We start from the raw sequence: 21,102 nt of genomic DNA, 5'->3' as shown, positions 1-21,102 counted from the left end.
GCGTAGGGTCAACCCATGGCGACCAATTTCGACACTCGGCTGGCGAACTACTCGTCCCCCGTTCTGAGCATCTTCCGCATCGTCTTCGGGCTGGCATACACCCTGCACGGCTCGATGAAGCTGTTCGGCTGGCCACTCGGCGAGTCGGTTCCGGTCGGCACCTGGCCGTCCTGGTGGGCCGGTCTCATCGAGTTCGTCCTCGGCATCCTGATCACCATCGGGCTTTTCACCCGCATCGCGGCGTTCATCGCCTCCGGCGAGATGGCCGTGGCCTACCTGTGGAAGCACCTGCCGAACGGGTTCTGGCCGTACGACCAGGGCATGGGCGGTAACGGCGGTGAGCCTGCGCTGCTGTACTGCTTCGCATTCCTGGCGATCGCCGGACTGGGCGCCGGCGTCTGGTCGGCCGACGCTCGCCGCCGCACCCACGTCGGCGGAGGCGGTGGCGTCGCGCCCAACCGCGTCGTGACCGGAACCAATGCACCCGCCGGGTACGCGACCGGTCAGCCGGTCCGCCGGGGTGGCCTGCTCAGCCGGTTCCGCCGGCCGCGCTACTGAGCGTCGAGCCGGAGATCCTTGCGGAACCGCTTCATACCGTCGATCTTCTCCGCCAGCGTCGCGTCCGCGCCGGTGTAGAACATCCACGGCATGGTCAGGATGTGCGTGATCCCCGCGGCTTCCGCGCGGTCGTAGTCGGCGCGCACCAGCGCGTCGGTCAGCGGGGTGAGGATCGTGAAGTCGTCGTGAGACCCCGCCGCAGCGCGTAATTCGCGCAGCCGGGCCGCTACGGCGATGGCCCGGTCGGTGGTGATCAGGTCACCGATCCAGCCGTCGTTGCGCGCCGCGCGACGCAGTGCGATATCGCTGAGGCCGCCCACGAAGATCGGGATGTGCGGCGGCGTGGGCTCCATCTCCAGGCGCGGTGTCGGGTAGAACTCGCCGTCGAACTCGGTCCAACCCGGCTGCCACAACGCCCGGAACAGGTCGAGCATCTCGTCGGTGCGTCGGCCGCGGCGGTCGAATCGCTGCCCCATCAGCCGGAATTCGTCTTCGCACCACCCCACACCGATGCCGAGTTCGACGCGCCCGCCGGCCAGGTACGCCGCGGTGCCGATGGCCTTGGCGGCCGAGTACGGGTCCCGCATCGCCGGGACGTACACCGTGGTGACGAACCGCAGCCGCGAAGTGACCTGCGCCAGGGCGCCGACGAGAACCCACGGGTCGGGCCAGTGGGTGAACGGCTGCCACCGCCGTTGTCCGTCGCGGGTGTAGGGGTAAGGCGTATCGAGAGACTCCAAATTCACCACGTGGTCCGGGACACCGAGGCCGTCATACCCGAGTTCGTCTGCGGCACGGGCGATGTCGACGATCTCGCTGGTGTCCACGAACGCCGGGCTGACGTAGTACTTCATCCGGCGTCCCTCGCCCACGCCGGCCTGATGAAGATCCCCTCGGCCTCGACGGTCACGCCGTCTGCGTCGCTGAGCTCACCGCGGGCGAAGGTCTTGACACCGTCGGCGCGGTCGATCCACGCCTCGGCGTGCAGGGGTCCGAGCGGTGTGCCGCGTAGATAGCGCAGCGTGATGGTGCCGGTGAACAGCGGTTTGGTCAGCCCGTCGCTGGCGGCCTCACCGAGGAGGTGGTCGAGGACCAGCGCGCAGATCCCGCCGTGCACCAGGTTCGGCGGTCCCTCGTAGGCGGCGCCGAGGGTGAAGTCGCTGACCCACCGGTCGTCGTCGGTGCGCTCGATGCGCATCGGCGGCGCGATCGCATTCCGAAGGCCAACAGCGGGATTCGCCCATGCCAGCGGACGGCCGGTGTCGGCGTGGCGCAGGGTGCGGGTGCGTTCGTGCTGCCTGCTGTTCAGGGTCTGCGTGACCGATTCGACCGACGCCCGGGCCGCGGCGATGGTCGCGTCGTCGACGCCGGTGCGCAATCCGGCGTCGACGAGATCGCGGATCGCCTGTGTCAGCGGTTCGTAGAGCGCGGCCAGTCGGGCGTACTCGTCACCGCTGACCACGTCGAAGGGCCATTCGGCCCCGGGGTGCGCCTCAGCCACCGAAGACCTTGCGCACCACGGCCTTCGCGCGCCGCGTCACCCGCAGGTAGTTGTCGAGGAATTCCCCGCCGTCGTCGTTGCCCCAGCCGGCGGCCACCGCGACGGCGTTCAGCATCCGGCCCGGGCCCGGCAGCTGGTCGGTGGGTTTGCCCCGCACCAGCACCAGCGCGTTGCGGGCCCGCGTGGCCGTGAGCCAGGCCTGCCGCAGCAGGTCGATGTCGCCTTCGGCGATGAGTTCCGCGGCACCGATCGCGTTGAGCGCCTCCAGGGTCGACGTGCAGTGCAGAGCCGGTATCTTGTGCGCGAACCGCAGCTGCATCAACTGCACGGTCCACTCGATGTCGGCCAGGCCGCCACGGCCCAGTTTGGTGTGGGTGTTCGGATCGGCGCCCCGGGGCAGCCGCTCGGCGTCGATGCGCGCCTTGATCCGCCGGATCTCCTGCACCGCTTCGGCCGACACCCCGCCCGCCGGGTAGCGCGTCTTGTCGATCATCAGCAGGAACCGCTCGCCCAGTTCGAGATCCCCCGCCACCCGGTGTGCGCGCAGCAGCGCCTGCACCTCCCAGGTCTGTGCCCACTGGGTGTAATACGCCTCGTAGGACGCCAGCGTGCGCACGAGCGGGCCGTTGCGTCCCTCGGGCCGCAGCCCGGTGTCGACTTCGAGCGGCGGGTCGGCACTGGGCGTGCCCAGCAGCGACCGCACCTGCTCGGCGATGCTGGTCGCCCACCGCACCGCGGCGGACTCGTCGGCACCGCTGCACGGTTCGCACACGAACATCACGTCGGCGTCGGAGCCGTATCCCAGTTCACTGCCACCGAGACGGCCCATACCGATCACCGCGATGCGTGCCGGCGGGCCGCCCGCGGGGGCGTTGGCGCGCATCACCGCATCCAGTGCGGCCTGCAGGACCGCCACCCACAGCGCGGTCAGCGCGCGGCACACCTCGGTGACCTGGAGCATGCCCAGCAGGTCGGCCGAGGCGATGCGCGCGAGTTCGTGGCGCCGAAGCGTGCGCGCCGCGGCGATGGCGCGCACCGGATCGGCGTGCCTGCCCGCCGAGGCCACCAAACCCCGTGCCATCGCCTCGGGTTCGGTGTCGAGCAGCTTCGGACCGTTGGGGCCGTCGGCGTAGAGCTGGATGACCTCGGGCGCGCGCATCAACAGCTCCGGCACATAGGCCGAGGTGCCGAGCACCCGCATCAACCGCTTGGCGACCGCACCCTCGTCGCGCAGGGTGCCCAGATACCACCGCTGTTCGGCCAGCGCCTCGCTGATGCGGCGGTAGGCCAGCAGACCGGCGTCGGGGTCAGGGGTGTCGGAGAGCCAGTCCAGCAGCGTCGGCAGGAGCACCCGCTGGACCCGGCCACGCCGTCCGCCCTCACTGGTCAACGCGGCCAGGTGCGTGAGCGCGCTCTGCGGACCCTCGTAACCCAGTGCGGCGAGCTGACGTTCGGCCGCGGCGGTGCTCATCCCCGGTTCGATGCCCAGCGCCGGCTGCCCCACCGATTCCAGCAGCGGCTGGTAGAAGAGCTTGGCGTGAAGCCGCGACACCCGCAGGCTCTGGCGCTTGAGTTCCTCGCGCAGCACTCCGAGCGCGTCGCGCTGCCCGTCGGGCCGCACGTGTGCGGCGCGGGCGAGCCAGCGCAGCGCCTCGTCGTCGTCGGCCTCGGGCAGCATGTGGGTCCGCTTGAGCCGCTGAAGCTGCAACCGGTGCTCGAGCAGCCTCAGGAACTCGTAGGAGGCGGTCAGGTTGGCGGCGTCGTCGCGGCCGACGTAACCGCCCCCGCCGAGCGCGGCCAGCGCGTCGACGGTCGACGCCACGTGCAGCGACTCGTCGTTGCGGCCGTGCACGAGCTGTAACAACTGGACGGCGAACTCGACGTCGCGCAGGCCGCCGGTGCCGAGCTTGAGCTCCCGTGCCCGCACCCCCGCGGGCACCAGTTCCTCCACCCGACGCCGCATCGCCTGCACCTCGGGGACGAAATCCTCACGCTCACAAGCGATCCACACCATCGGCGTGAGCGCGTCGATGTACTCGCGGCCCAGGTCGGCGTCGCCGGCCGCGGGCCGCGCCTTCATCAGGGCCTGGAACTCCCACGTCTTGGCCCAGCGCTGGTAGTACGCGACGTGCGATTCGAGCGTGCGGACCAGCTGGCCGTGCTTACCCTCCGGGCGCAGCGCCGCATCGACTTCGAAGAACGCGTCGGCGGCGAACCGCATCATCTCCCCCGCCACCCGGGTGGTGGTCGCGTCGGCCGGGTCCGCGACGAAGATGACGTCGACGTCGCTGACGTAATTCAATTCGCGCGCACCGCATTTGCCCATCGCGATGACGGCGAGGCGCGGTCTGTCGCCGTCACCGCACACCGAGCGCATCGCCACCTCGAGCGCGCCGGCGAGTGCGGCGTCGGCCAGGTCCGACAGGTGCTGGCCGACCGTCGGGAACGGCAGCACCGGTTCGTTCTCCACCGTGGGCGCGGTGTCGAGTGCGGCCAGCACCAGCAGCCGGTCGCGGTACAGGGTGCGCATCGGGAGCATGGCCGTCGCTGCGTCGGAGGCGGATTCGGCCAACCCGGTGAAATCGTCGCGCAGCGCCTCGGCAGTCGGCAGCTCGACCTTGCCCGCGAGCAGCCGCCACGTGTCGGGGTGCGCGACGAGGTGGTCGCCGAGCGCCAGCGACGAGCCCAGGACCGCGAACAGCCGTCCGCGCAAGGGCTTGTCGGTCAGCAATGCCTGGTTGAGTTCGTCCCAGTCGTCGCCGAGTGCGTCGGCGAGTCGCACCATCGTGTGCAGCGCGCTGTCGGCGTCCGGTGCGCGCGACAGCGACCACAGCAGTTCGACGTGGCGTTCGGTGGTCCAGCCCAGCCGGTCGAGGTGTGCGGGGGCCTGCTCCTCCACCAGCCCGAGGCGCCCGACACTGGGCAGCTTGGAGCGTTCGGTCGAAGGTTTGGCCACGCTGCTGACGTTACAACCCCCGCTCTACAGGGACAGGTAGGCCTGCAGCTCGTACGGCGTGACGTGGCTGCGGTAGGTCTCCCACTCGGCGCGCTTGTTGCGCAGGAAGTAGTCGAAGACGTGCTCCCCCAGCGCTTCGGCGACGAGCTCGGAGTTCTCCATCTCCGACAGCGCGGCGCCCAGGCTGCCCGGGAGCTCCTTGTAGCCCATCGCGCGACGCTCCTCGGGCGTCAGGCTCCACACGTTGTCCTCGGCCTGCGGCGCAAGCACGTAACCCTTCTCGACACCGCGCAGTCCGGCGGCCAGCAGCACCGCGAACGTCAGGTACGGATTGCATGCCGAATCGGGACTACGCACCTCGACGCGGCGCGACGACGCCTTGCGCGGCGTGTACATCGGCACCCGCACCAACGCCGAACGGTTTGCCGCACCCCAGGACGCCGCGGTCGGCGCCTCTCCGCCGTGCACCAGGCGCTTGTAGGAGTTCACCCACTGATTGGTGACGGCGCTGATCTCCTGGGCGTGTTCGAGGATGCCGGCGATGAACGACTTGGCGACGTCGGAGAGCTGCAGCGGGTCCTCGGGGCTGTGGAAGGCGTTGGTGTCGCCCTCGAAGAGGCTCATGTGGGTGTGCATGGCCGAACCGGGGTGCTCGGCGAACGGCTTGGGCATGAACGAGGCCCGCACACCGTCACCGAGCGCGACCTCCTTGACGACGTAGCGGAACGTCATCACGTTGTCGGCCATCGACAGCGCGTCGGCGTAGCGCAGGTCGATCTCCTGCTGGCCGGGGGCGCCTTCGTGGTGGCTGAACTCCACCGAGATGCCCATCTGTTCCAGCGCGTCGATGGCGTGTCGGCGGAAGTTCGGCGCCGAATCGTGCACGGCCTGGTCGAAATATCCGCCATTGTCGGCGGGGATGGGCGGGGTGCCGTCGTCCGCGCCGGGCTTGAGGAGGAAGAACTCGATCTCGGGGTGGACGTAGCAGGAGAACCCAAGATCGCTGGCCTTGGCCAGCTGGCGGCGCAGCACGTGGCGCGAATCCGCCCACGACGGCGAACCGTCGGGCATCGTGATGTCGCAGAACATCCGGGCCGAATGGTGCTTACCCGAGCCGTCGGCCCACGGCAGCACCTGGAAGGTGGACGGATCGGGGCGGGCGACCATATCGGCTTCCGAGACGCGAGCGAAGCCCTCGATCGACGATCCGTCGAAGCCGATCCCCTCTTCGAAGGCGCCCTCGAGTTCAGCGGGCGCGATGGCCACGGACTTGAGGTAACCGAGGACATCCGTGAACCACAGCCGGACGAAGCGGATGTCGCGTTCCTCCAGCGTGCGCAGCACGAATTCCTTCTGGCGATCCATGACCGCGAGCGTAGGTTCCGGCTGTTAATTCCGTGTTACGTCGCTGCTAGAACTAGCACCGCAATCCGCTGGGCGGCAGGACGCCGTCGACCAGGTACCGCACCACGGCCGTGTCCACGCAGGCGTCGCCGTTGAACACGACGGTGTGCTGCTTGCCCTCGAACGTGATCAACGCCGCACCCATCTGCCGGGCCAGCTCCACCCCGGCCTCGTACGGTGTGGCCGGATCGCCGGTGGTGGACACCACCACGACCTTGCCGGGGCCGGGGTTCGTCGCGGGGTGCGGCGCCGACGTCGCGGGCACCGGCCACAGCGCGCACACGTCGCGCGGCGCGTAGCCGGTGAACTGGCCGTAGGACAGGAACGGCGCCGCCGCCCGTGAGCGCTGATCGGCCTGCACCCACACCGCGGGATCGGTCGGCGCGGGCGCATCGACGCAGCGGATCGCGGTGAACGCGTCCTGGCGGTTGCTGTAGTGGCCACCTGCGTCGCGGCGCTGGTACTCGTCGGCCAGCGTCAGCAGATCACCGGGGTCCGTGCCGCGGGCGAGGCCGAGCAGTCCGCTTGTCAGGTAAGGCCAGAACCGCGGGCTGTACAGCGCATTTCCCGTACCGGTGATCGCGTCCTGATAGCTCAGTCCGCGCGGATCGGACGTGACGGCGGGCCGGGCCACCAGCGGGTCGACAAGCTGGTGGTAGCGGGCGACGAACTGGGCGGGGTCGGCCCCCAGCGGGCAGCCCGCCGCTTTGGCGCAGTCCGCCGCGTAGGTGTCGAAGGCCCGCTGGAACCCGGTCTGTTGGGCGATCGATTCGGTGATCGGGTCCAAGCTGGGGTCGACGGCGCCGTCGAGCACCATTGCACGTACGCGGTCGGGATAACGCTCGGCGTAGGCCGCACCCAACTCGGTGCCGTACGAGAACCCGAGGTAGTTCAGCTGGTTCTCCCCCAGCGCCGCGCGCACGATGTCCATATCGCGCACCGCGGACGCGGTACCCACGTTGGCCAGGAAGTCGGCGCCCATCCGGTCGAGGCACTGCTGGGCGAGCCCGCGGTAGAGCCCCTCTATGTGCGCGACGCCCGCGGGGCTGTAGTCGACCATCGGTTCGCGTCGGTAGGCGTCGAACTCGGCGTCGGTGCGGCAGCGCAGTTGCGGGGTGGAATGCCCGACGCCGCGCGGGTCGAAGCCCACCAGGTCGAAGCGCCTTCCGATCTCGGTGCCGGCCAGCGCGGCGCCCATCCCGGCGACGGTGTCGACCGCGGAGGCGCCGGGCCCGCCCGGGTTGACCATGAGCGCCCCGATGCGGTCGCCGGTGGCCGGTACCCGGATGACGGCGAGCTGTGCCTGGGCGCCGCCAGGCTGGTCGTAGTTCACCGGGACCGACACGGTTCCGCACTGGGCGGTGGGGATTCGCCCCGGATCGGTGACGACCTGCTCGCAGCCGGCCCACACCGGCGGCTGCCCGTAGCGCTGAGTGGCGTCCCCCTCAGGGGTGGCCGACGCCGGGCCCGCGGCACCGCCGGAGACCGCGCCTCCTGAGACCACGACAAGTGCCAACACAGCCAGCACCGACCGCCGCCCTACCCGCCACATGGCGATCATGGTCGCACGGGTCACAGGGTGAGTCGCTGCCCGCAGGCAAACGGTGACCGGGCTGTGATCACGGGTCGAGCCGGCGTGATCGTCAGCGGCACCGGGTGTCCGGCGGTGGGACGACGAGGTCGATCAGGTACCGGGCGGCGATGTCGTCGACGCAGGCGTTGCCCTGGAACACCACGGTGTGCTGGGTGCCCTCGTAGGTGAGCATGGTGCCGCCGAGCTGACGGGCGAGGTCGACGCCGGCCTGGTACGGCGTGGCCGGGTCGTTGGTGGTGGACACGACCAGAATCGGGGGCAGTCCACCGACCTTGATCTCGTGCGGCTTGCTGGTCGGCGGGACCGGCCAGAAGGCACACGTGCTGAGCGGGGCGTGACCGGTGAACTCGCCGTAGCTCATGAACGGCGCGGCCTCGCGCAGTTTGCGGTCCTGGTCGACGATCTTGTCGCGATCGGTCACTGGCGGCCGGTCCACACAGTTGACCGCCACGCGGGCGTCTGTCGAATTGTTGTAGTGGCCCTGGGCATCTCGGCGCATGTAGAGGTCGGCCAACGCCAGCATGGTGTCGCCGCGGCCGGCTTCGAGTTCGGTCAGGCCCTGGGTGAGGTAGCGCCACAGGTTGGGTGAGTACAGCGTCTGGATGGTGCCGACGACGGCGTCGCTGTAGCTCAGCCCGCGGGGGTCGTCGGTCTCCGCCGGTTTCTCGACGAGCGGGTCGACCAGGCTCTTGTAGACCTCGACGGCCTTCGCCGGATCGGTGCCCAGCGGGCAGTCCGGCTGCTTGGCGCAGTCGGCGGCGTAGTCGTTGAACGCGGTCTGGAAGGCGGCGGCCTGACGGATGTCGGCCTGCAGCGGATCGGCGTTGGGGTCGACGGCGCCGTCGAGGATCATCGCGCGCACGTTCTGCGGGAAGTTCTCGGCGTAGGCGGCGCCGATACGGGTGCCGTACGAGTAGCCGAGGTAGGTCAGCTTCTCGTCCCCGAGCGCGGCCCGGATGGCGTCGAGGTCCTTGGCGACGTTGACGGTGCCGATGTTGGCGAGGAAGTCCTCGCCGGACTTGTCGACACAGCGCTCGATGAACGCCTTGGTCTCGCTCTCGATGTGCTCGACGCCCTCCGGCGTGTAATCGACCTGGGGGTCGGCGCGCAGTCGGTCGTTGTCGGCGTCGGAGTTGCACCAGACCGCCGGAGTCGACGAGGCCACACCGCGCGGGTCGAATCCGACGACGTCGAACCGTTCCCGGACCGACTGCGGCACGGTCGAGACCATCGACGCGGCCGCCTCGACTCCGGACTCCCCCGGGCCGCCGGGGTTGATCACCATCGAGCCGATCTTGTCGCCGGTGGCCCTGAACCGGATCATCGCGAGGCGGGCGACGTCGCCGTCGGGCTTCGCGTAATCGACGGGCACCGACAGCAGACCGCACTCCGCACCGGCCGGGATGCGTGATTCGTCCGAGGGCGCGCCGGCCTGGCACGGCGCCCATTGGATCGGAGTTCCCGGACGCGGCACCGCGATCATCGCGCGACCGTCGACCAGGTTGCTACAACCTGCGACGAGCGGCAGTGCGATAACGGTCGCCGCGACCCCGATCCGAAGCCTCATGGCACCACATGCTGCCATGGACCGGCACCGGCCCTGGCGGGCGCGGCTATCGGGTCGCGCTGAGCAGCTCCTCGAGCGCGTGACCGAAGTCGTCGGCGAGGTCCCACAGGTCGGGCAGCAGTTCGGGACAGGAGACGATTCCGACGTCGAGTTTGCCGTTGAGCGACATCACCGTGATGTTGAGTCCCGAGCCGTGGAAGATCGGCCCGATCGGGTACATCGCCTTGACCTCGCTACCGAGGTAGTACAGCGGCACCTGGGGACCGGGCACGTTGGAGACCACCAGGTTGAGCACCGGGCGGGCGCCGGAGAGCCGGCTGGCCGCATACACCCGCATCGCGGTGCCGAACACCGCGGGCGCGGCGAACTGCGTCCAGTCCTGGAGCAGGGTCGCGCCGATCGCCGTATTGTGTTGTTTGGCAACGGAGTTGGCCTCGGAGATGGCCTTGATCCGTTCGACCGGATCCTCGATGTGGGTCTCGAGGCGGGAGAACATCGCCGACACCTGATTGCGGCCGGGTCGGTCGGACTGATCGTGCACCGACACCGGTACCGCCGCGATCAGCGTGCTGTCCGGCAGCTCGCCGCGGTCGGCCAAGAACTTCCGGAGCACCCCCGACACCAGCGCCATGACCACGTCGTTGAGCTTGACGCCGAAGTGGTTCTTGACCGTCTTGACGTCGTCCAGGTCGAGTTGGGCGAACGCGATGTTGCGGTGGCTGGTGACGTTGGCGTTGAACACGGTCTGCGGCGCCGCGAACGGCGCGGCCATCGACAGTCCGGCCCGCGCGCGCTTGACGGTGTCGAGCACCGTGGTCACCGTCGCCGGCACCGCGTTGACCAGTTTGAGCGGCCGGGTGGCGAACTTGATCGCGCCGTTGACGACGATCTCCACCTGGCTGCCGCCGCCGACACCGGCGACCGGTTCGGGGTCGGGTGCGTCGGGTTCGGTGCTGCACAACTGCGACATCAGGCTGGCTCCGGTGACGCCGTCGACCGCGGCGTGGTGCACCTTGGTCACCACCACGAGCGGTCCCCCGTCGCGGGCGTCGGTACCGTCGATGCCCTCGATGACCCACTTCTCCCACAGCGGGCGCGACCGGTCCAGTGGCATCGAGGCGATGTGGCCGATGAAGTCCGCCAGTTCCTCGCGGCCGCCGGGCGCGGGCAGCCCGGCCCGGTGCAGATGCCGGTCGACGTCGAAGTCCTTGTCCTCCACCCACACCGGATGGTCCGGGTTGAACCGGCTGTCGGCCAGCTTTTCCCGGAACTGCGGCATGGATTCGATCCGCCGGGACAGCGCGTCACGAAGTTTGCCGAAGGTGTAGCCGCCGGGCATCGTGGAGGTGTCCAGCTCGAGGATCGAGCACACGTGCAGTAGCTGCTGAGCGGTTTCGAGGTAGAGGAAGCTGGCGTCGAGCCCGCTGAGCCGTTGCATGGGCCTCAGCGTAAGTGGCGACGACGCCGGTGTGAGGAAATCCACTCAACACCGTGTTCACCACGGTGTGCCGGAGTGGCACACTTGGTGGGTCAGACGAACCCGGGGACCCGGATGGGCCACGAGGATCGACCCGACCATCGCAAGGGACAACGATGTCTGAGCAGACTGTCTACGGCGCTGCGTGTGATCAGTCCACCGCCAAGCCGCGCATCAAGGTTCGCACCACCCACCTGCAGAAGTGGAAGGCCGAAGGCCACAAGTGGGCCATGCTCACCGCCTACGACTTCTCGACCGCCCGCGCATTCGACGACGCCGGCATCCCGGTGCTACTCGTCGGCGACTCCGCGGCCAACGTGGTCTACGGCTACGACACCACGGTGCCGATCACGATCGACGAACTCATCCCGCTCGTGCGCGGCGTGGTGCGCGGCGCACCGCACGCACTGGTCGTGGCCGACCTGCCGTTCGGCAGTTACGAATCGGGCCCGGCACAGGCTCTTGCGACAGCCACCCGCTTCCTCAAGGAGACGGGGGCGCATGCGGTCAAACTCGAGGGCGGCGAACGCGTCGCCGAGCAGATCGCGGTTCTGACCGCGGCGGGCATTCCGGTCATGGCGCACATCGGTTTCACCCCGCAGAGCGTCAACGGCCTCGGCGGCTTCAAGGTCCAGGGCCGTGGCGACGCCGCCGACCAGACCATCGCCGACGCGATCGCTGTCCAGGAGGCCGGTGCGTTCTCGGTGGTGATGGAGATGGTGCCGGCCGAACTGGCCACCCAGATCACCGGCAAGCTGACCATTCCGACCGTCGGCATCGGGGCCGGGCCCAACTGCGATGCGCAGGTGCTGGTCTGGCAGGACATGGCCGGACTCACCTCGGGCAAGACCGCGAAGTTCGTGAAGCGCTTCGGCGATGTGGGCGCCGAGTTGCGCCGCGCGGCAACGCAATACGCCGACGAGGTGGCGGCCGGGGCCTTCCCCGCCGAAGAGCACAGCTTCTAGGCCCCCCTTTTACGCGAAGTCCGGCCTGCGCTTGCCCAGGAATGCGTCGACACCTTCGTGTCCGTCGGCGGAGTCGGCGCGCTGCGCGATCAGTCGGCCCTCGAGTTCCATTTGCTCTTCGAGGCTGTTCTTGAGCGAGGCGAGAAGCAGCGTCTTCACCGCACCGTGCGACGGCGCCGACCCGCCCGCCAACTGCTCGGCCAGTGCGGTCGCGCGGTCGCCGAGTTCGGCGTCGGGCACAACGTCGGTCACCAGGCCCCACTCCTGGGCCTGCGCGGCCGACAGGGTCCGGTTGGTCAGCATGAGTTCCTGTGCGCGACGCATCCCGACCAGTCGCGGTAGGTGATAGGACGAACTGCCGTCCGGGCTCAGCCCGACCTTGGTGTAGGCCATCGTGAACGACGCCGACTCGGCGGCGAGCACCAGGTCTCCGGCCACCGCGAGGCTGAATCCGGCACCCGCCGCGGCGCCGTTGACGGCGGTGACCAGTACAGCGTCCATCCGGGCGAACGTCGAGATCGCCCGGTGCAGGTCGTCGGCGACGCCCTTGATGAACCGGCCCCGCGACGGTGCGGCCGCGAACGATTTGAGATCGCCGCCGGCACAGAAGAATCGACCGGATCCGGTGAGCACCACGGCCTTGGTCGCCGGGGTGTCACAGCGTGCGGCGACGTCGGCGAGTTCTGCGGTCATGGTGTCGTTCATCCCATTCGCCGCCTCCGGGCGGTTCAACAGGATCCTGGCCACCGGACCGGACTGCTCGAACGTGACTGCCTGGTAATCGCTCACAGGGGGACTGTAGCGATCCGCATCGCCCGAACGCGTTCACCTCGGTGTGGCAGGCTGTGTTTTCCCTCCAGGATCAGCGAAGGTGAACATGGCACGTAAGACGCCCAAGACCTCTCGGCACACCGAGGTGGAGCGGAAGTTCGAGGTCACGGAATCCAACGGCGTCGAGTCGACCGTGTCGCCGTCCTTCGACGGGCTCAATGCGGTCACACGCGTGGAACGGTTGCCGGTCCAGCACCTCGACGCGATCTACTTCGACACCCCTGGGCGCGACCTCGCCGCGCACCGGATCACGTTGCGGCGCCGCACCGGCGGGACCGATGCCGGCTGGCATCTCAAACTCCCCGCCGGTGCCGATACGCGCACCGAAGTGCGGGTCCCACTCGGGGGCGACCCCGACAGAGATGACGTGCCCGACGAACTGCGCGATGTCGTGCTGGCGATCGTCCGCGACCGCCCGCTGGCGCCCGTCGCCCGGATCAGTACGCACCGCACCGTCGACATGCTGTTCGGGCCCGACGGTGAGGCGGTGGCCGAATTCTGCGATGACGAGGTGACGGCGTCCGCGGAGGGCGGCGCAGAGCAGCGCTGGCGGGAGTGGGAACTGGAACTCGTCGGCGCGGGTGACGCCGCGTTGCTCGACCGGCTGACGAACCGGGTGCTGGACGCCGGGGCGTCACCCGCCGGACACGGATCGAAGCTCGGCAGGGTGCTCGACACCGGGCAGACCGACCACGAGGTGAAGACCCGCGCGGAGGATCCGGTGCACCGCGCCGTCGCCGAACAGGTCGAGGAGTTGGTGACGTGGGACCGCGCGGTGCGAGCCGACGTCTACGACTCGGTGCACCAGATGCGGGTGACCACACGCAAGATCCGCAGCCTGTTGCAGTCCGCCGAGGACGTGTTCGGCATCTCCGACGACGCCTGGGTGCTCGACGAGTTGCGGCAGCTCGCCGCGGTGCTCGGGGTGGCCCGCGACGCCGAGGTGCTGGCCGAACGGTACGAGCAGGCGCTCGGCGCACTGCCGCCGGAACTGGTGCGCGGGCCGGTGCGCGCACGGCTGGTCGACGGCGCCGAGCGGCGGTATGAATCCGGGTTGCGCCGGTCGCTGATCGCGATGCGCTCGCAGCGGTACTTCCGCCTGCTCGATGCGCTCGAAGGTCTGGTGGCCGCCGAACCGCCGGCCGCACAGAAGGGCAAGGAACCGGCGCCGACCACGATCGACTCCGCCTACAAGCGGGTCCGCAAGGCAGCCAAACGGGCGGCGGCGGCGGCCGAGGACATCGAACACGACGAGGCGCTGCACCGAATCCGCAAGGGCGCCAAGCGCCTTCGTTACACAGCGGCGGCCACCGGGGCGGGCAAGGTATCGGAGCGGGCGAAGACGATCCAGTCGCTGCTCGGCGACCATCAGGACAGCGTGGTCAGCCGCACGCATCTGACCCAGCAGTCCGACGTCGCCCATGCCGCAGGTGAGGACACGTTCACCTACGGGCTGCTGTACCAGCTGGAGACCGAGGTCGCCGACCGGGCGCGTGAGCAGTTGGACGACGCACTGCGCAACCTCGACAAGTCGGTGCGCAAGGCCGGGACGAAGGGCACGTGATGGGCGGACGAGCTGGCCTCTAAGCCGGATTCTGTTCCCCGCCGTCATTGCTGACGACGCGGCGGCGACCATCCATCTGGGCACTCCGTTGCCGGGTGCCTCGAGCGGCCTACCCGCAGGCTCGGGCGAGCAGCCCTCAGGCGCCTGCGCAGCCGCACCGGGTGCGGCCTACTTGGCCTTGCTTCGGGTGGGGTTTGCCTAGCCACCCCGGTCACCCGGGGTGCTGGTGCGCTCTTACCGCACCGTTTCACCCTTACCGCCGCAGTGCCCGGAGGCCCAGCGGTGGCGGTCTGTTTTCTGTGGCACTTTCCCGCGAGTCACCTCGGATTGCCGTTAGCAATCACCCTGCTCTGTGAAGTCCGGACTTTCCTCGAGCCGTTTCCGGCCCGCGGCCGCCCGGCCAACTCGTCCGCGCAGATCACCGTACCCTCATACTCATGCCGCAGGTGCCGCCGGCCCGATATCTGCAGCGGGCGCGCGACCTCGTGGACGCCCGCTACGCGGATCCGATCACCGTCGACGACCTGGCGTCCGCTGCGGGCTTGTCGCGGGCGCATTTCAGCCGCATGTTCACCCGCACCTTCGGGGAGTCGCCGCGCGAGTATCTGCAGAGTCGGCGGCCTACCGGGCCAGCCTGCCGCCGGCGGCTCTTCACGCCCGCGTGCCGACGTGCATCCTCATGCGTGACACCCGCCCACCCGCCGACAGCCGGGTGAAGACAGCACACAGGGAGAAGACGGCGCCACCTGTCCGGTCGTAGCGTCGCTCCTATGAGAATCGCCAGTGCCCATCTGTGGGTTCACGACCAGCAAGTCGCGCTCGAATTCTGGACCTCGAAGGTCGGAATGGAAGTGCGTCAGGATGTTTCGCTTCCCGACGTCGACGGTGTCTTCCGGTGGCTGACCGTCGGCCCGCCCGGCCAGGACGACGTCTCGATCGTCCTCATGGCCGTTCCGGGCCCGCCCATGATGGACGACGCCACCCGCAGGCAGGTGCTCGATCTGACCGCGAAGGGTTTCGCCGGCACGGTTTTCCTCACCACGGAGGACTGCCGGGGCAGTTACGAGGAATTGTCCGCGCGCGGAGTGGAATTCACCGAGGCGCCGCATGAGATGCCGTACGGTATCGACTCCGGATTCCGCGATCCCTCGGGTAACAGCGTGCGCGTGACGCAGCTGGCAGAGGTGCCTGCCGGATAAGCGTCGAGATCGACGTGAGGGTCGTTGATCCGCTGCCTCCACGACCCTGGCGTAGAACTGGGCAGGCCGGCTGCGAGGCGGCCCGGAGTCACTCGTGCAATTGCCCGCCTGTGCGCGACAGAGTCGCTGACAAGTCGCGAGAGACCAGCGCCGAGTCCACGACCAGCGACAACCCAGCGACCCTGTCGCTAAGAGCCGGGCAACCCGCATACTGTCCCGCCGAGGGACTCGTGTCACGCCCGTGACGCCAGACAGCTCGCGATGAATTGCGCCGACCCGGGAAGTCCAATAGCCGTCGGTCGTCTGCCGAGGAGGAAAAGCGTGCCCCAACTGCTCAAGGTCCAGAACTTCACCGTCTCGCGCGACGGGTTCGGCGCCGGCGAGAACCAGACCATGGAGCGGCCCTTCGGACATGCCGACCCGGCCGACATGTTCACGTGGGCCGGCGCCACCGCCAGCTGGCCCAATCGCACCGAGCCGGGCGGCAGCCGGGGACTCGACGACTACTTCACGCGCGACTTCTCGAACAACATCGGCGCCGAGATCATGGGCCGGAACAAGTTCGGCCCCCAGCGAGGCCCCTGGCGGGATCATGCATGGCAGGGCTGGTGGGGCGACGAACCGCCTTTCCACACCCCGGTGTTCGTCATGACCCATCACGTGCGTCCGTCGTTCACCCTGTCAGACACCACGTTCCACTTCGTCGACGATGACCCGGCCACGGTACTCGCACGGGCCCGCGAGGACGCCCACGGCAAGGACGTCCGGCTGGGCGGCGGGGCCACCGTCATCCGGCAGTTCCTCGCCGCCGGCCTCGTGGACACCCTTCACGTCGCGGTCTCCGACGTGGAGATCGGGCGGGGAACGCGACTGTGGGAGTCCCCCGAGGAGTTGGAGGACCGGTTCCACCACGACTTCGTGCCGAGTTCGAGCGGGGTGACACACCACCTCTTCTGGCGGTAGTGATGTAAGGGTGTGCCCTCTTCCCGATGCCGACTTCCGAGAACAGCATCCTGCCGTCCACGCGTGGGCGGAGCCTACCGACCTGCGACGCCGCGGGGTTCGATGGTTTCTGATTCTGGCGTTCGGATGCGCCTGGGTGCCCTGGTTCGCCGTATACCTGGCAGGCGGATCGCTGGACGATCCGGTGGTCCAATTGCTCACTGCCGCCTTCGTTCCGGCGCTGGCCGCCTGCGTGGTGCGCCGGTGGATCACCAGGCAGGGCTTCCGCAATTCCGGGCTGCGCCTGAACCTGAGGGGCTCGTGGCGGCACTACGCGGCGGCCGTGACCATCCCCTGGGGTGTGCTGATCCTCGCCGTCCTCATCGCGGCCGCGGCCGGAATGTGGACGCCGCACTCGGTGAGCGGCTCGTCATGGCTGTACCTGGCCGCGGGCCCGGTCGTCTGCATCGCGCTGTCCCCGATCTTCTGGGGTGAGGAGTACGGCTGGACGGCGTATCTGCGGGACCGCCTGGTTCCGGGTCGTCCGATCCTGACGACGTTCCTCACAGGTCTGGTCTGGGGTGTGTGGCACTGGCCGCTGCCCTGGGTCGGCTACTTCGGTGGCGACGCGCCGGTGTCGGACGCGGTGTGGGGAATGCTGTGGTGGCTGCCGCTCAGCATTTTGCTCGAGTTCCTGATCGGGTGGTTGTGGTCCGAGACGGCATCGGTGTGGCCAGGCGCGATGCTGCACGCCGGCAGCAACATGGTGGCGGCGCTCGGGATGACGATGGTGTTCGGCGACGCCGTCGGGATCACCGGCACGACAGTCCTGCTGTGTGTGGCCCTGCTGCCCTACGTGCTCGTGGTGGTTCTCACCGGCCACACCGGCGGTAAGCGGCCGGCGGTCGGCGACTAGCAACTTTCGAGATTTCACATAGTTGAACTAACCATTTACCATGGTTTGAATGGCTAACCAACTGGCGGAGAGTCCGGCGGCGCCAACGGGTGGCGGCCTGCTGATCGCGGCACTGGCCGCCGGGGGCACCAGCGTCTCCTTGATGCAGACCTTGGTCATCCCCCTTGTCCCGCAGCTCCCCACCCTCCTGAACACCTCAGCATCCAACGCCTCGTGGGCGGTCACGGCGACACTGTTGACCGGTGCCGTCGCCACGCCGATGTTCGGACGCCTGGGCGACATGTTCGGCGCCAAACGCGTCCTCGTCGTCTGCGCGGCGCTGCTCACCGTGGGCTCGGTCGTCGCCGCATTGACAAGTAGCCTGGTGCCGCTGATCATCGGCCGCGCCCTACAGGGCTTCGGCGCCCCGGTCATCCCGCTGGGCATCAGTGTGCTGCGCGCCTCGCTGCCCGCCGAACGTGTCGGCGGCGCAATGGGTATGGTGAGCGCCTCGCTGGGAGTGGGTGGCGCACTGGGCCTTCCACTCTCGGCCGTCATCGCCGAACACCTCAGCTGGCATGCGCTCTTCTGGTCCGCTGCCGCCCTTGGCCTCGGCTGCTGCCTGATCTTCGCCACCCTGGTTCCCGACATCGTCCCGTCCGCGAACATGGGCCGTTTCGACGTGTTCGGCGCGGTCGGACTGGCCGCGGGCCTCGTCATGCTGCTCCTGCCGATCTCGAAGGGTTCGAGCTGGGGCTGGTCGAGTCCGAGCACGATCGGTCTGCTGGTCGGTTCGTTCGTGGTGTTCGCGGTATTCGGGTGGTGGCAGACCCGGGCATCTACCCCGCTGGTCGACATCCGCACCACGGTCAAGAAACCGGTGCTCCTGACCAACCTCGCCTCGATCGCGATCGGGTTCGGCATGTTCGCGATGTCGCTGATCGGGCCGCAGCTGCTCCAGATGCCCAGCGCCACCGGTTACGGGCTGGGCCAGACCATGGTGGCCGCCGGCCTGTGGATGGCGCCCGGCGGTCTGGCGATGATGGCCGCGGCCCCCATCGCGGCCCGGATCATCGCCGCCCGCGGGCCCCGGTTCGCGCTGATCGTCGGCGCCGTCGTCATCGCTGCCGGTTATCTCGGTGGCACCCAGTTGCTCGGTTCGCCCGGCGGTGTCCTGGCGTTCAGCGTCGTCGTCAGCATCGGTGTGGGTTTCGCGTTCGCCGCGCTACCAACGCTCATCAACGGCGCGGTCCCGGTCTCGGAAACCGCTGCCGCCAACGGCATCAATTCGCTGGCGCGATCGCTGGGCACCTCGGTGTCGAGTGCGGTCATGGCTGCGGTGCTGGTGCAGATGACCGTGACGTTCGCCGGCCACGCCATCCCGTCGCTCGCGGCGTTCCGGACAGCGCTACTCATCGCGGCGGGCGCCGCGGTGGTCGCGGCCCTGATCGCGACGGCGATCCCCACCGCGGCTCCGGTGCCGGCGCCGTCGCCCATCGAACCGGTGCTGGCCCCGGCGCCGGTCCACCGGCGCGCGCAGCGTCTCGAGAACGTGATGACCGCGCTCGGCCGACAGGCCGCGGTGGGACTGCAGATCCCGTCGATGCCCAAGCGGCTGGACCGCGGGGATTATGTGATCGCCGCCTACCTGGGTGGTTCCGGACCCATGACGCTGGACGAACTCGGCCGCGCCCTCGACAGCCCCAGCCGCGCGGTCGAAGACCGCCTCACGACGCTGATCCGCGACGGGCTCGTCGGCCGGGTCCCCACCCCCGATCACGCCGCGCCACCGCGTTTCACGCTGACCCCGCGGGGTCGGGCGATCTTCGAGCGCCAGCGGTCGGAGAACATCGCCGGGCTCGAATCCGTGCTGAGCCGCTGGGATGACGGCGACGTCGCCGTGCTCATCGGATACCTCGGCCGGCTGTCCGACGGCATCGACGAAGCGAACCGCCGGCGGCAGACGGCGAACACGCCACCGCCTCCGGTGTCACCGCACAGCTACACCGAACCGCTACGCGCGCAACGGATGCCGGTCCCGACCGCGCGCGATCGGTGGAGGTGAACGGCGTCGGCTCAACGCCGCCGCAGCAGGATCACGTTGTCCAGCCACGTCACCGGTTCGCCGTCGGGGCTCTCCCCTGCCCGCTCGACCTCCTCGGCCCGTAGCTGTTCCCAGCGCTCGGGATCGGGTGCCAGCGCGGTCAGCACCTCCTGCAGCGACGGCAGGTTGTGCGGGTGACCGTCCTTCCAGGTCCACTCCGGCGTGGCGCCGTGGTCCACGACCAGCAGGAGACCCCCGGGCACCACGGCATCGGCCGCCCGATGCAGGGCGGCGTTGCGGTCGACGTCCAGTGGCGAGTGGAAGAACTGCGCCGACACCAAGTCGAAACTCCCCTTGGGGAAGGTCTCCGCGAGGTCGTGTCGTTCGAACCGGATGCGTTCGGCGACACCGGCCGCCGCGGCGTCCTCGGCGGCCCGATTCAGCGCGGTCGTCGAGACGTCGACGCCCACCACCTGCCATCCGCGCTGGGCCAGCCAGATGGCGTCGGCGCCCTCCCCGCAGCCGAGGTCGAGCGCACGTCCTGGTGCGAGCGGTTCGACGATCTCGGCGAGCCGCACGTTGACCCGACCGCTCCACACCCGGTCCTTCGCCCCGTAGTGCTGCTCCCAGAACTCCACTGTCTCAGACATTCTCGTACTCCTTCCATGCCGGAACCGGCAATCCGAACTCATCAGCGAGCAGGCTCTGCACCACTGCTGCCGCGGCTTTCGCGCCGGCCGCGATCGCGGCGGCCACCTGCGGCATCTGCACGGTGACGTCCCCGGCTGCGAATACGCCGGGCACCGACGTGCGGGCGAACTCATCGACCCACACCGCCTCCGACGACATCGGATTCGCCTCCCCGAACCGCACGCCGAGCTGCTCGGCCAGCGCGGAGCGTTGACCCACCGACGGGGTGACCATCAACCCGCGGCGCGCCAGCACCGCCCCGTCGGAGAAGACGACGTCCAGACCGTCTGAAGCGCCACGCACCTCGGCGACCGGGCGCTCCTCGATGCGGACGCCGGCCGCTTCGATCAGCGCCCGGTCGTCACCGCCGAGATCCTCGGTGAGCAGCACGATGTCATCACTCCATCCGCGCAGCAGCAGTGCGGCGTGCACCGCTCGCGCACCTGTGGCCATCAGCGCGACGGGCGCATCGCGCACCTCCCAGCCGTGGCAGAACGGACAGTGGAACACCGACGCGCCCCAGAGCTCCGCCACCCCGGGAAGCTCCGGCAGCCGGTACTGCATACCGGTGGCGAGCACAATGCGCCGCGCCGCTTCGACGGTGCCGTCACCCAGCTCGACGGTGAACACGTCGTCGCGCCGCACCGCGGTCACCACCCCGTCGCGCACCTCCACCTGCGGATACTTCGCCAGTTCTCGACGACCGTCGGCGTACAGCTCGGCGGGAGGGCGCCCGTCGTGTCCCAACAGCCCGCCGATTCCGTGCGACACAGCGTTACTCGGCTCGCCGGCATCCACCACGAGAGTGCGCCGGCGCGCCCGTCCCAGCACCAGCGCGGCGCTCAGTCCCGCGGCACCGCCGCCGACGATCACACAGTCCCAGATCTCATCCATGCCCCGAGGTTGCCGTGCGCA

Annotated in this window: 17 protein-coding genes, 1 other RNA gene and 1 pseudogene; 8 read left to right on the top strand and 11 right to left on the bottom strand. The window is 69.3% G+C overall.

Annotation, left to right across the window (positions count from 1 at the left end; translation table 11 throughout):
- Positions 1–15 precede the first annotated feature (15 nt).
- Entirely contained in the window at positions 16–558 is a 543-nt protein-coding gene (locus I7X18_RS11400) for a DoxX family protein (RefSeq protein ID WP_193047315.1), read from the top strand.
- Here I7X18_RS11400 and I7X18_RS11395 read toward each other — a convergent pair.
- The 7 genes from I7X18_RS11395 to I7X18_RS11365 form a co-directional block, all read right to left on the bottom strand.
- On the bottom strand, positions 552–1,412 hold the full coding sequence (locus tag I7X18_RS11395) for a TIGR03619 family F420-dependent LLM class oxidoreductase (RefSeq protein ID WP_193047314.1): 861 nt from the start codon (positions 1,410–1,412) through the stop codon (positions 552–554). The two genes, I7X18_RS11400 and I7X18_RS11395, sit on opposite strands and share 7 nt — an antisense overlap.
- Positions 1,409–2,059 carry a PaaI family thioesterase gene (locus I7X18_RS11390; protein WP_232375459.1) on the bottom strand — a complete coding sequence of 217 codons (651 nt, stop codon included), beginning with the start codon at positions 2,057–2,059 and terminating at the stop codon, positions 1,409–1,411. Before I7X18_RS11390 ends, I7X18_RS11395 begins: the two co-directional genes overlap by 4 nt.
- Complete coding sequence (locus tag I7X18_RS11385) at positions 2,052–5,015, bottom strand: bifunctional [glutamine synthetase] adenylyltransferase/[glutamine synthetase]-adenylyl-L-tyrosine phosphorylase (protein WP_193047313.1); 2,964 nt, start codon at positions 5,013–5,015, stop codon at positions 2,052–2,054. The genes I7X18_RS11390 and I7X18_RS11385 overlap by 8 nt, the downstream gene beginning before the upstream one ends.
- A gap of 24 nt (positions 5,016–5,039) precedes the next feature.
- On the bottom strand, positions 5,040–6,380 hold the full coding sequence (locus I7X18_RS11380; RefSeq protein WP_193047312.1) for a glutamine synthetase family protein: 1,341 nt from the start codon (positions 6,378–6,380) through the stop codon (positions 5,040–5,042).
- 52 nt (positions 6,381–6,432) lie between these two features.
- Positions 6,433–7,980, bottom strand: a complete 1,548-nt coding sequence (locus I7X18_RS11375; RefSeq protein ID WP_193047594.1) for an alpha/beta hydrolase — start codon at positions 7,978–7,980, stop codon at positions 6,433–6,435.
- Between the two features lie 82 nt (positions 7,981–8,062).
- Positions 8,063–9,580 (bottom strand): alpha/beta hydrolase, encoded by a 1,518-nt coding sequence (locus tag I7X18_RS11370; protein ID WP_193047311.1) that lies wholly within the window; start codon positions 9,578–9,580, stop codon positions 8,063–8,065.
- Between the two features lie 46 nt (positions 9,581–9,626).
- Entirely contained in the window at positions 9,627–11,018 is a 1,392-nt protein-coding gene (locus tag I7X18_RS11365) for a WS/DGAT/MGAT family O-acyltransferase (RefSeq protein WP_193047310.1), read from the bottom strand.
- A gap of 155 nt (positions 11,019–11,173) precedes the next feature.
- Between I7X18_RS11365 and panB the strand changes: the two genes are divergently transcribed.
- Positions 11,174–12,022 carry a 3-methyl-2-oxobutanoate hydroxymethyltransferase gene (panB, locus tag I7X18_RS11360; RefSeq protein ID WP_193047309.1) on the top strand — a complete coding sequence of 283 codons (849 nt, stop codon included), beginning with the start codon at positions 11,174–11,176 and terminating at the stop codon, positions 12,020–12,022.
- A 9-nt stretch (positions 12,023–12,031) separates the two neighbouring features.
- Here the strand turns inward: panB and I7X18_RS11355 are convergent, their stop codons facing one another.
- Positions 12,032–12,811 (bottom strand): enoyl-CoA hydratase/isomerase family protein, encoded by a 780-nt coding sequence (locus tag I7X18_RS11355; protein WP_193047308.1) that lies wholly within the window; start codon positions 12,809–12,811, stop codon positions 12,032–12,034.
- 88 nt (positions 12,812–12,899) lie between these two features.
- On the opposite strand from I7X18_RS11355, the gene I7X18_RS11350 reads away from it, so the two are divergent.
- Positions 12,900–14,417, top strand: coding sequence for a CYTH and CHAD domain-containing protein (locus I7X18_RS11350; protein ID WP_193047307.1), 1,518 nt, complete (start codon positions 12,900–12,902; stop codon positions 14,415–14,417).
- Positions 14,418–14,421: 4 nt separating this feature from the next.
- On the opposite strand, the gene rnpB is transcribed toward I7X18_RS11350, so the two are convergent.
- Positions 14,422–14,825: RNase P RNA component class A (gene rnpB / locus I7X18_RS11345), an RNA gene on the bottom strand.
- A gap of 29 nt (positions 14,826–14,854) precedes the next feature.
- Between rnpB and I7X18_RS11340 the strand changes: the two are divergent.
- From I7X18_RS11340 to I7X18_RS11320, 5 genes and pseudogenes are all read left to right on the top strand, one after another.
- A pseudogene (locus I7X18_RS11340) lies at positions 14,855–15,177 on the top strand (AraC family transcriptional regulator).
- Between the two features lie 10 nt (positions 15,178–15,187).
- Complete coding sequence (locus I7X18_RS11335) at positions 15,188–15,616, top strand: VOC family protein (RefSeq protein WP_193047306.1); 429 nt, start codon at positions 15,188–15,190, stop codon at positions 15,614–15,616.
- A 321-nt stretch (positions 15,617–15,937) separates the two neighbouring features.
- Entirely contained in the window at positions 15,938–16,579 is a 642-nt protein-coding gene (locus I7X18_RS11330; protein WP_193047305.1) for a dihydrofolate reductase family protein, read from the top strand.
- Between the two features lie 136 nt (positions 16,580–16,715).
- Entirely contained in the window at positions 16,716–17,474 is a 759-nt protein-coding gene (locus tag I7X18_RS11325; RefSeq protein WP_232375458.1) for a CPBP family glutamic-type intramembrane protease, read from the top strand.
- A 49-nt stretch (positions 17,475–17,523) separates the two neighbouring features.
- Positions 17,524–19,518, top strand: a complete 1,995-nt coding sequence (locus tag I7X18_RS11320) for an MFS transporter (protein WP_193047303.1) — start codon at positions 17,524–17,526, stop codon at positions 19,516–19,518.
- Positions 19,519–19,529: 11 nt separating this feature from the next.
- Here the strand turns inward: I7X18_RS11320 and I7X18_RS11315 are convergent, their stop codons facing one another.
- A complete protein-coding gene (locus I7X18_RS11315; protein WP_193047302.1) occupies positions 19,530–20,147 on the bottom strand; it encodes a class I SAM-dependent methyltransferase in 618 nt (205 codons plus the stop codon).
- Positions 20,140–21,081 carry an NAD(P)/FAD-dependent oxidoreductase gene (locus tag I7X18_RS11310; RefSeq protein ID WP_193047301.1) on the bottom strand — a complete coding sequence of 314 codons (942 nt, stop codon included), beginning with the start codon at positions 21,079–21,081 and terminating at the stop codon, positions 20,140–20,142. Before I7X18_RS11310 ends, I7X18_RS11315 begins: the two co-directional genes overlap by 8 nt.
- Between the last annotated feature and the right edge of the window lie 21 nt (positions 21,082–21,102).

The organism is Mycolicibacterium baixiangningiae, assembly GCF_016313185.1.
In the GTDB taxonomy this organism is placed as follows: domain Bacteria; phylum Actinomycetota; class Actinomycetes; order Mycobacteriales; family Mycobacteriaceae; genus Mycobacterium; species Mycobacterium baixiangningiae.
Note: the sequence above shows the minus strand (reverse complement) of the source record. Positions and strands in the feature narration are given on the sequence as shown.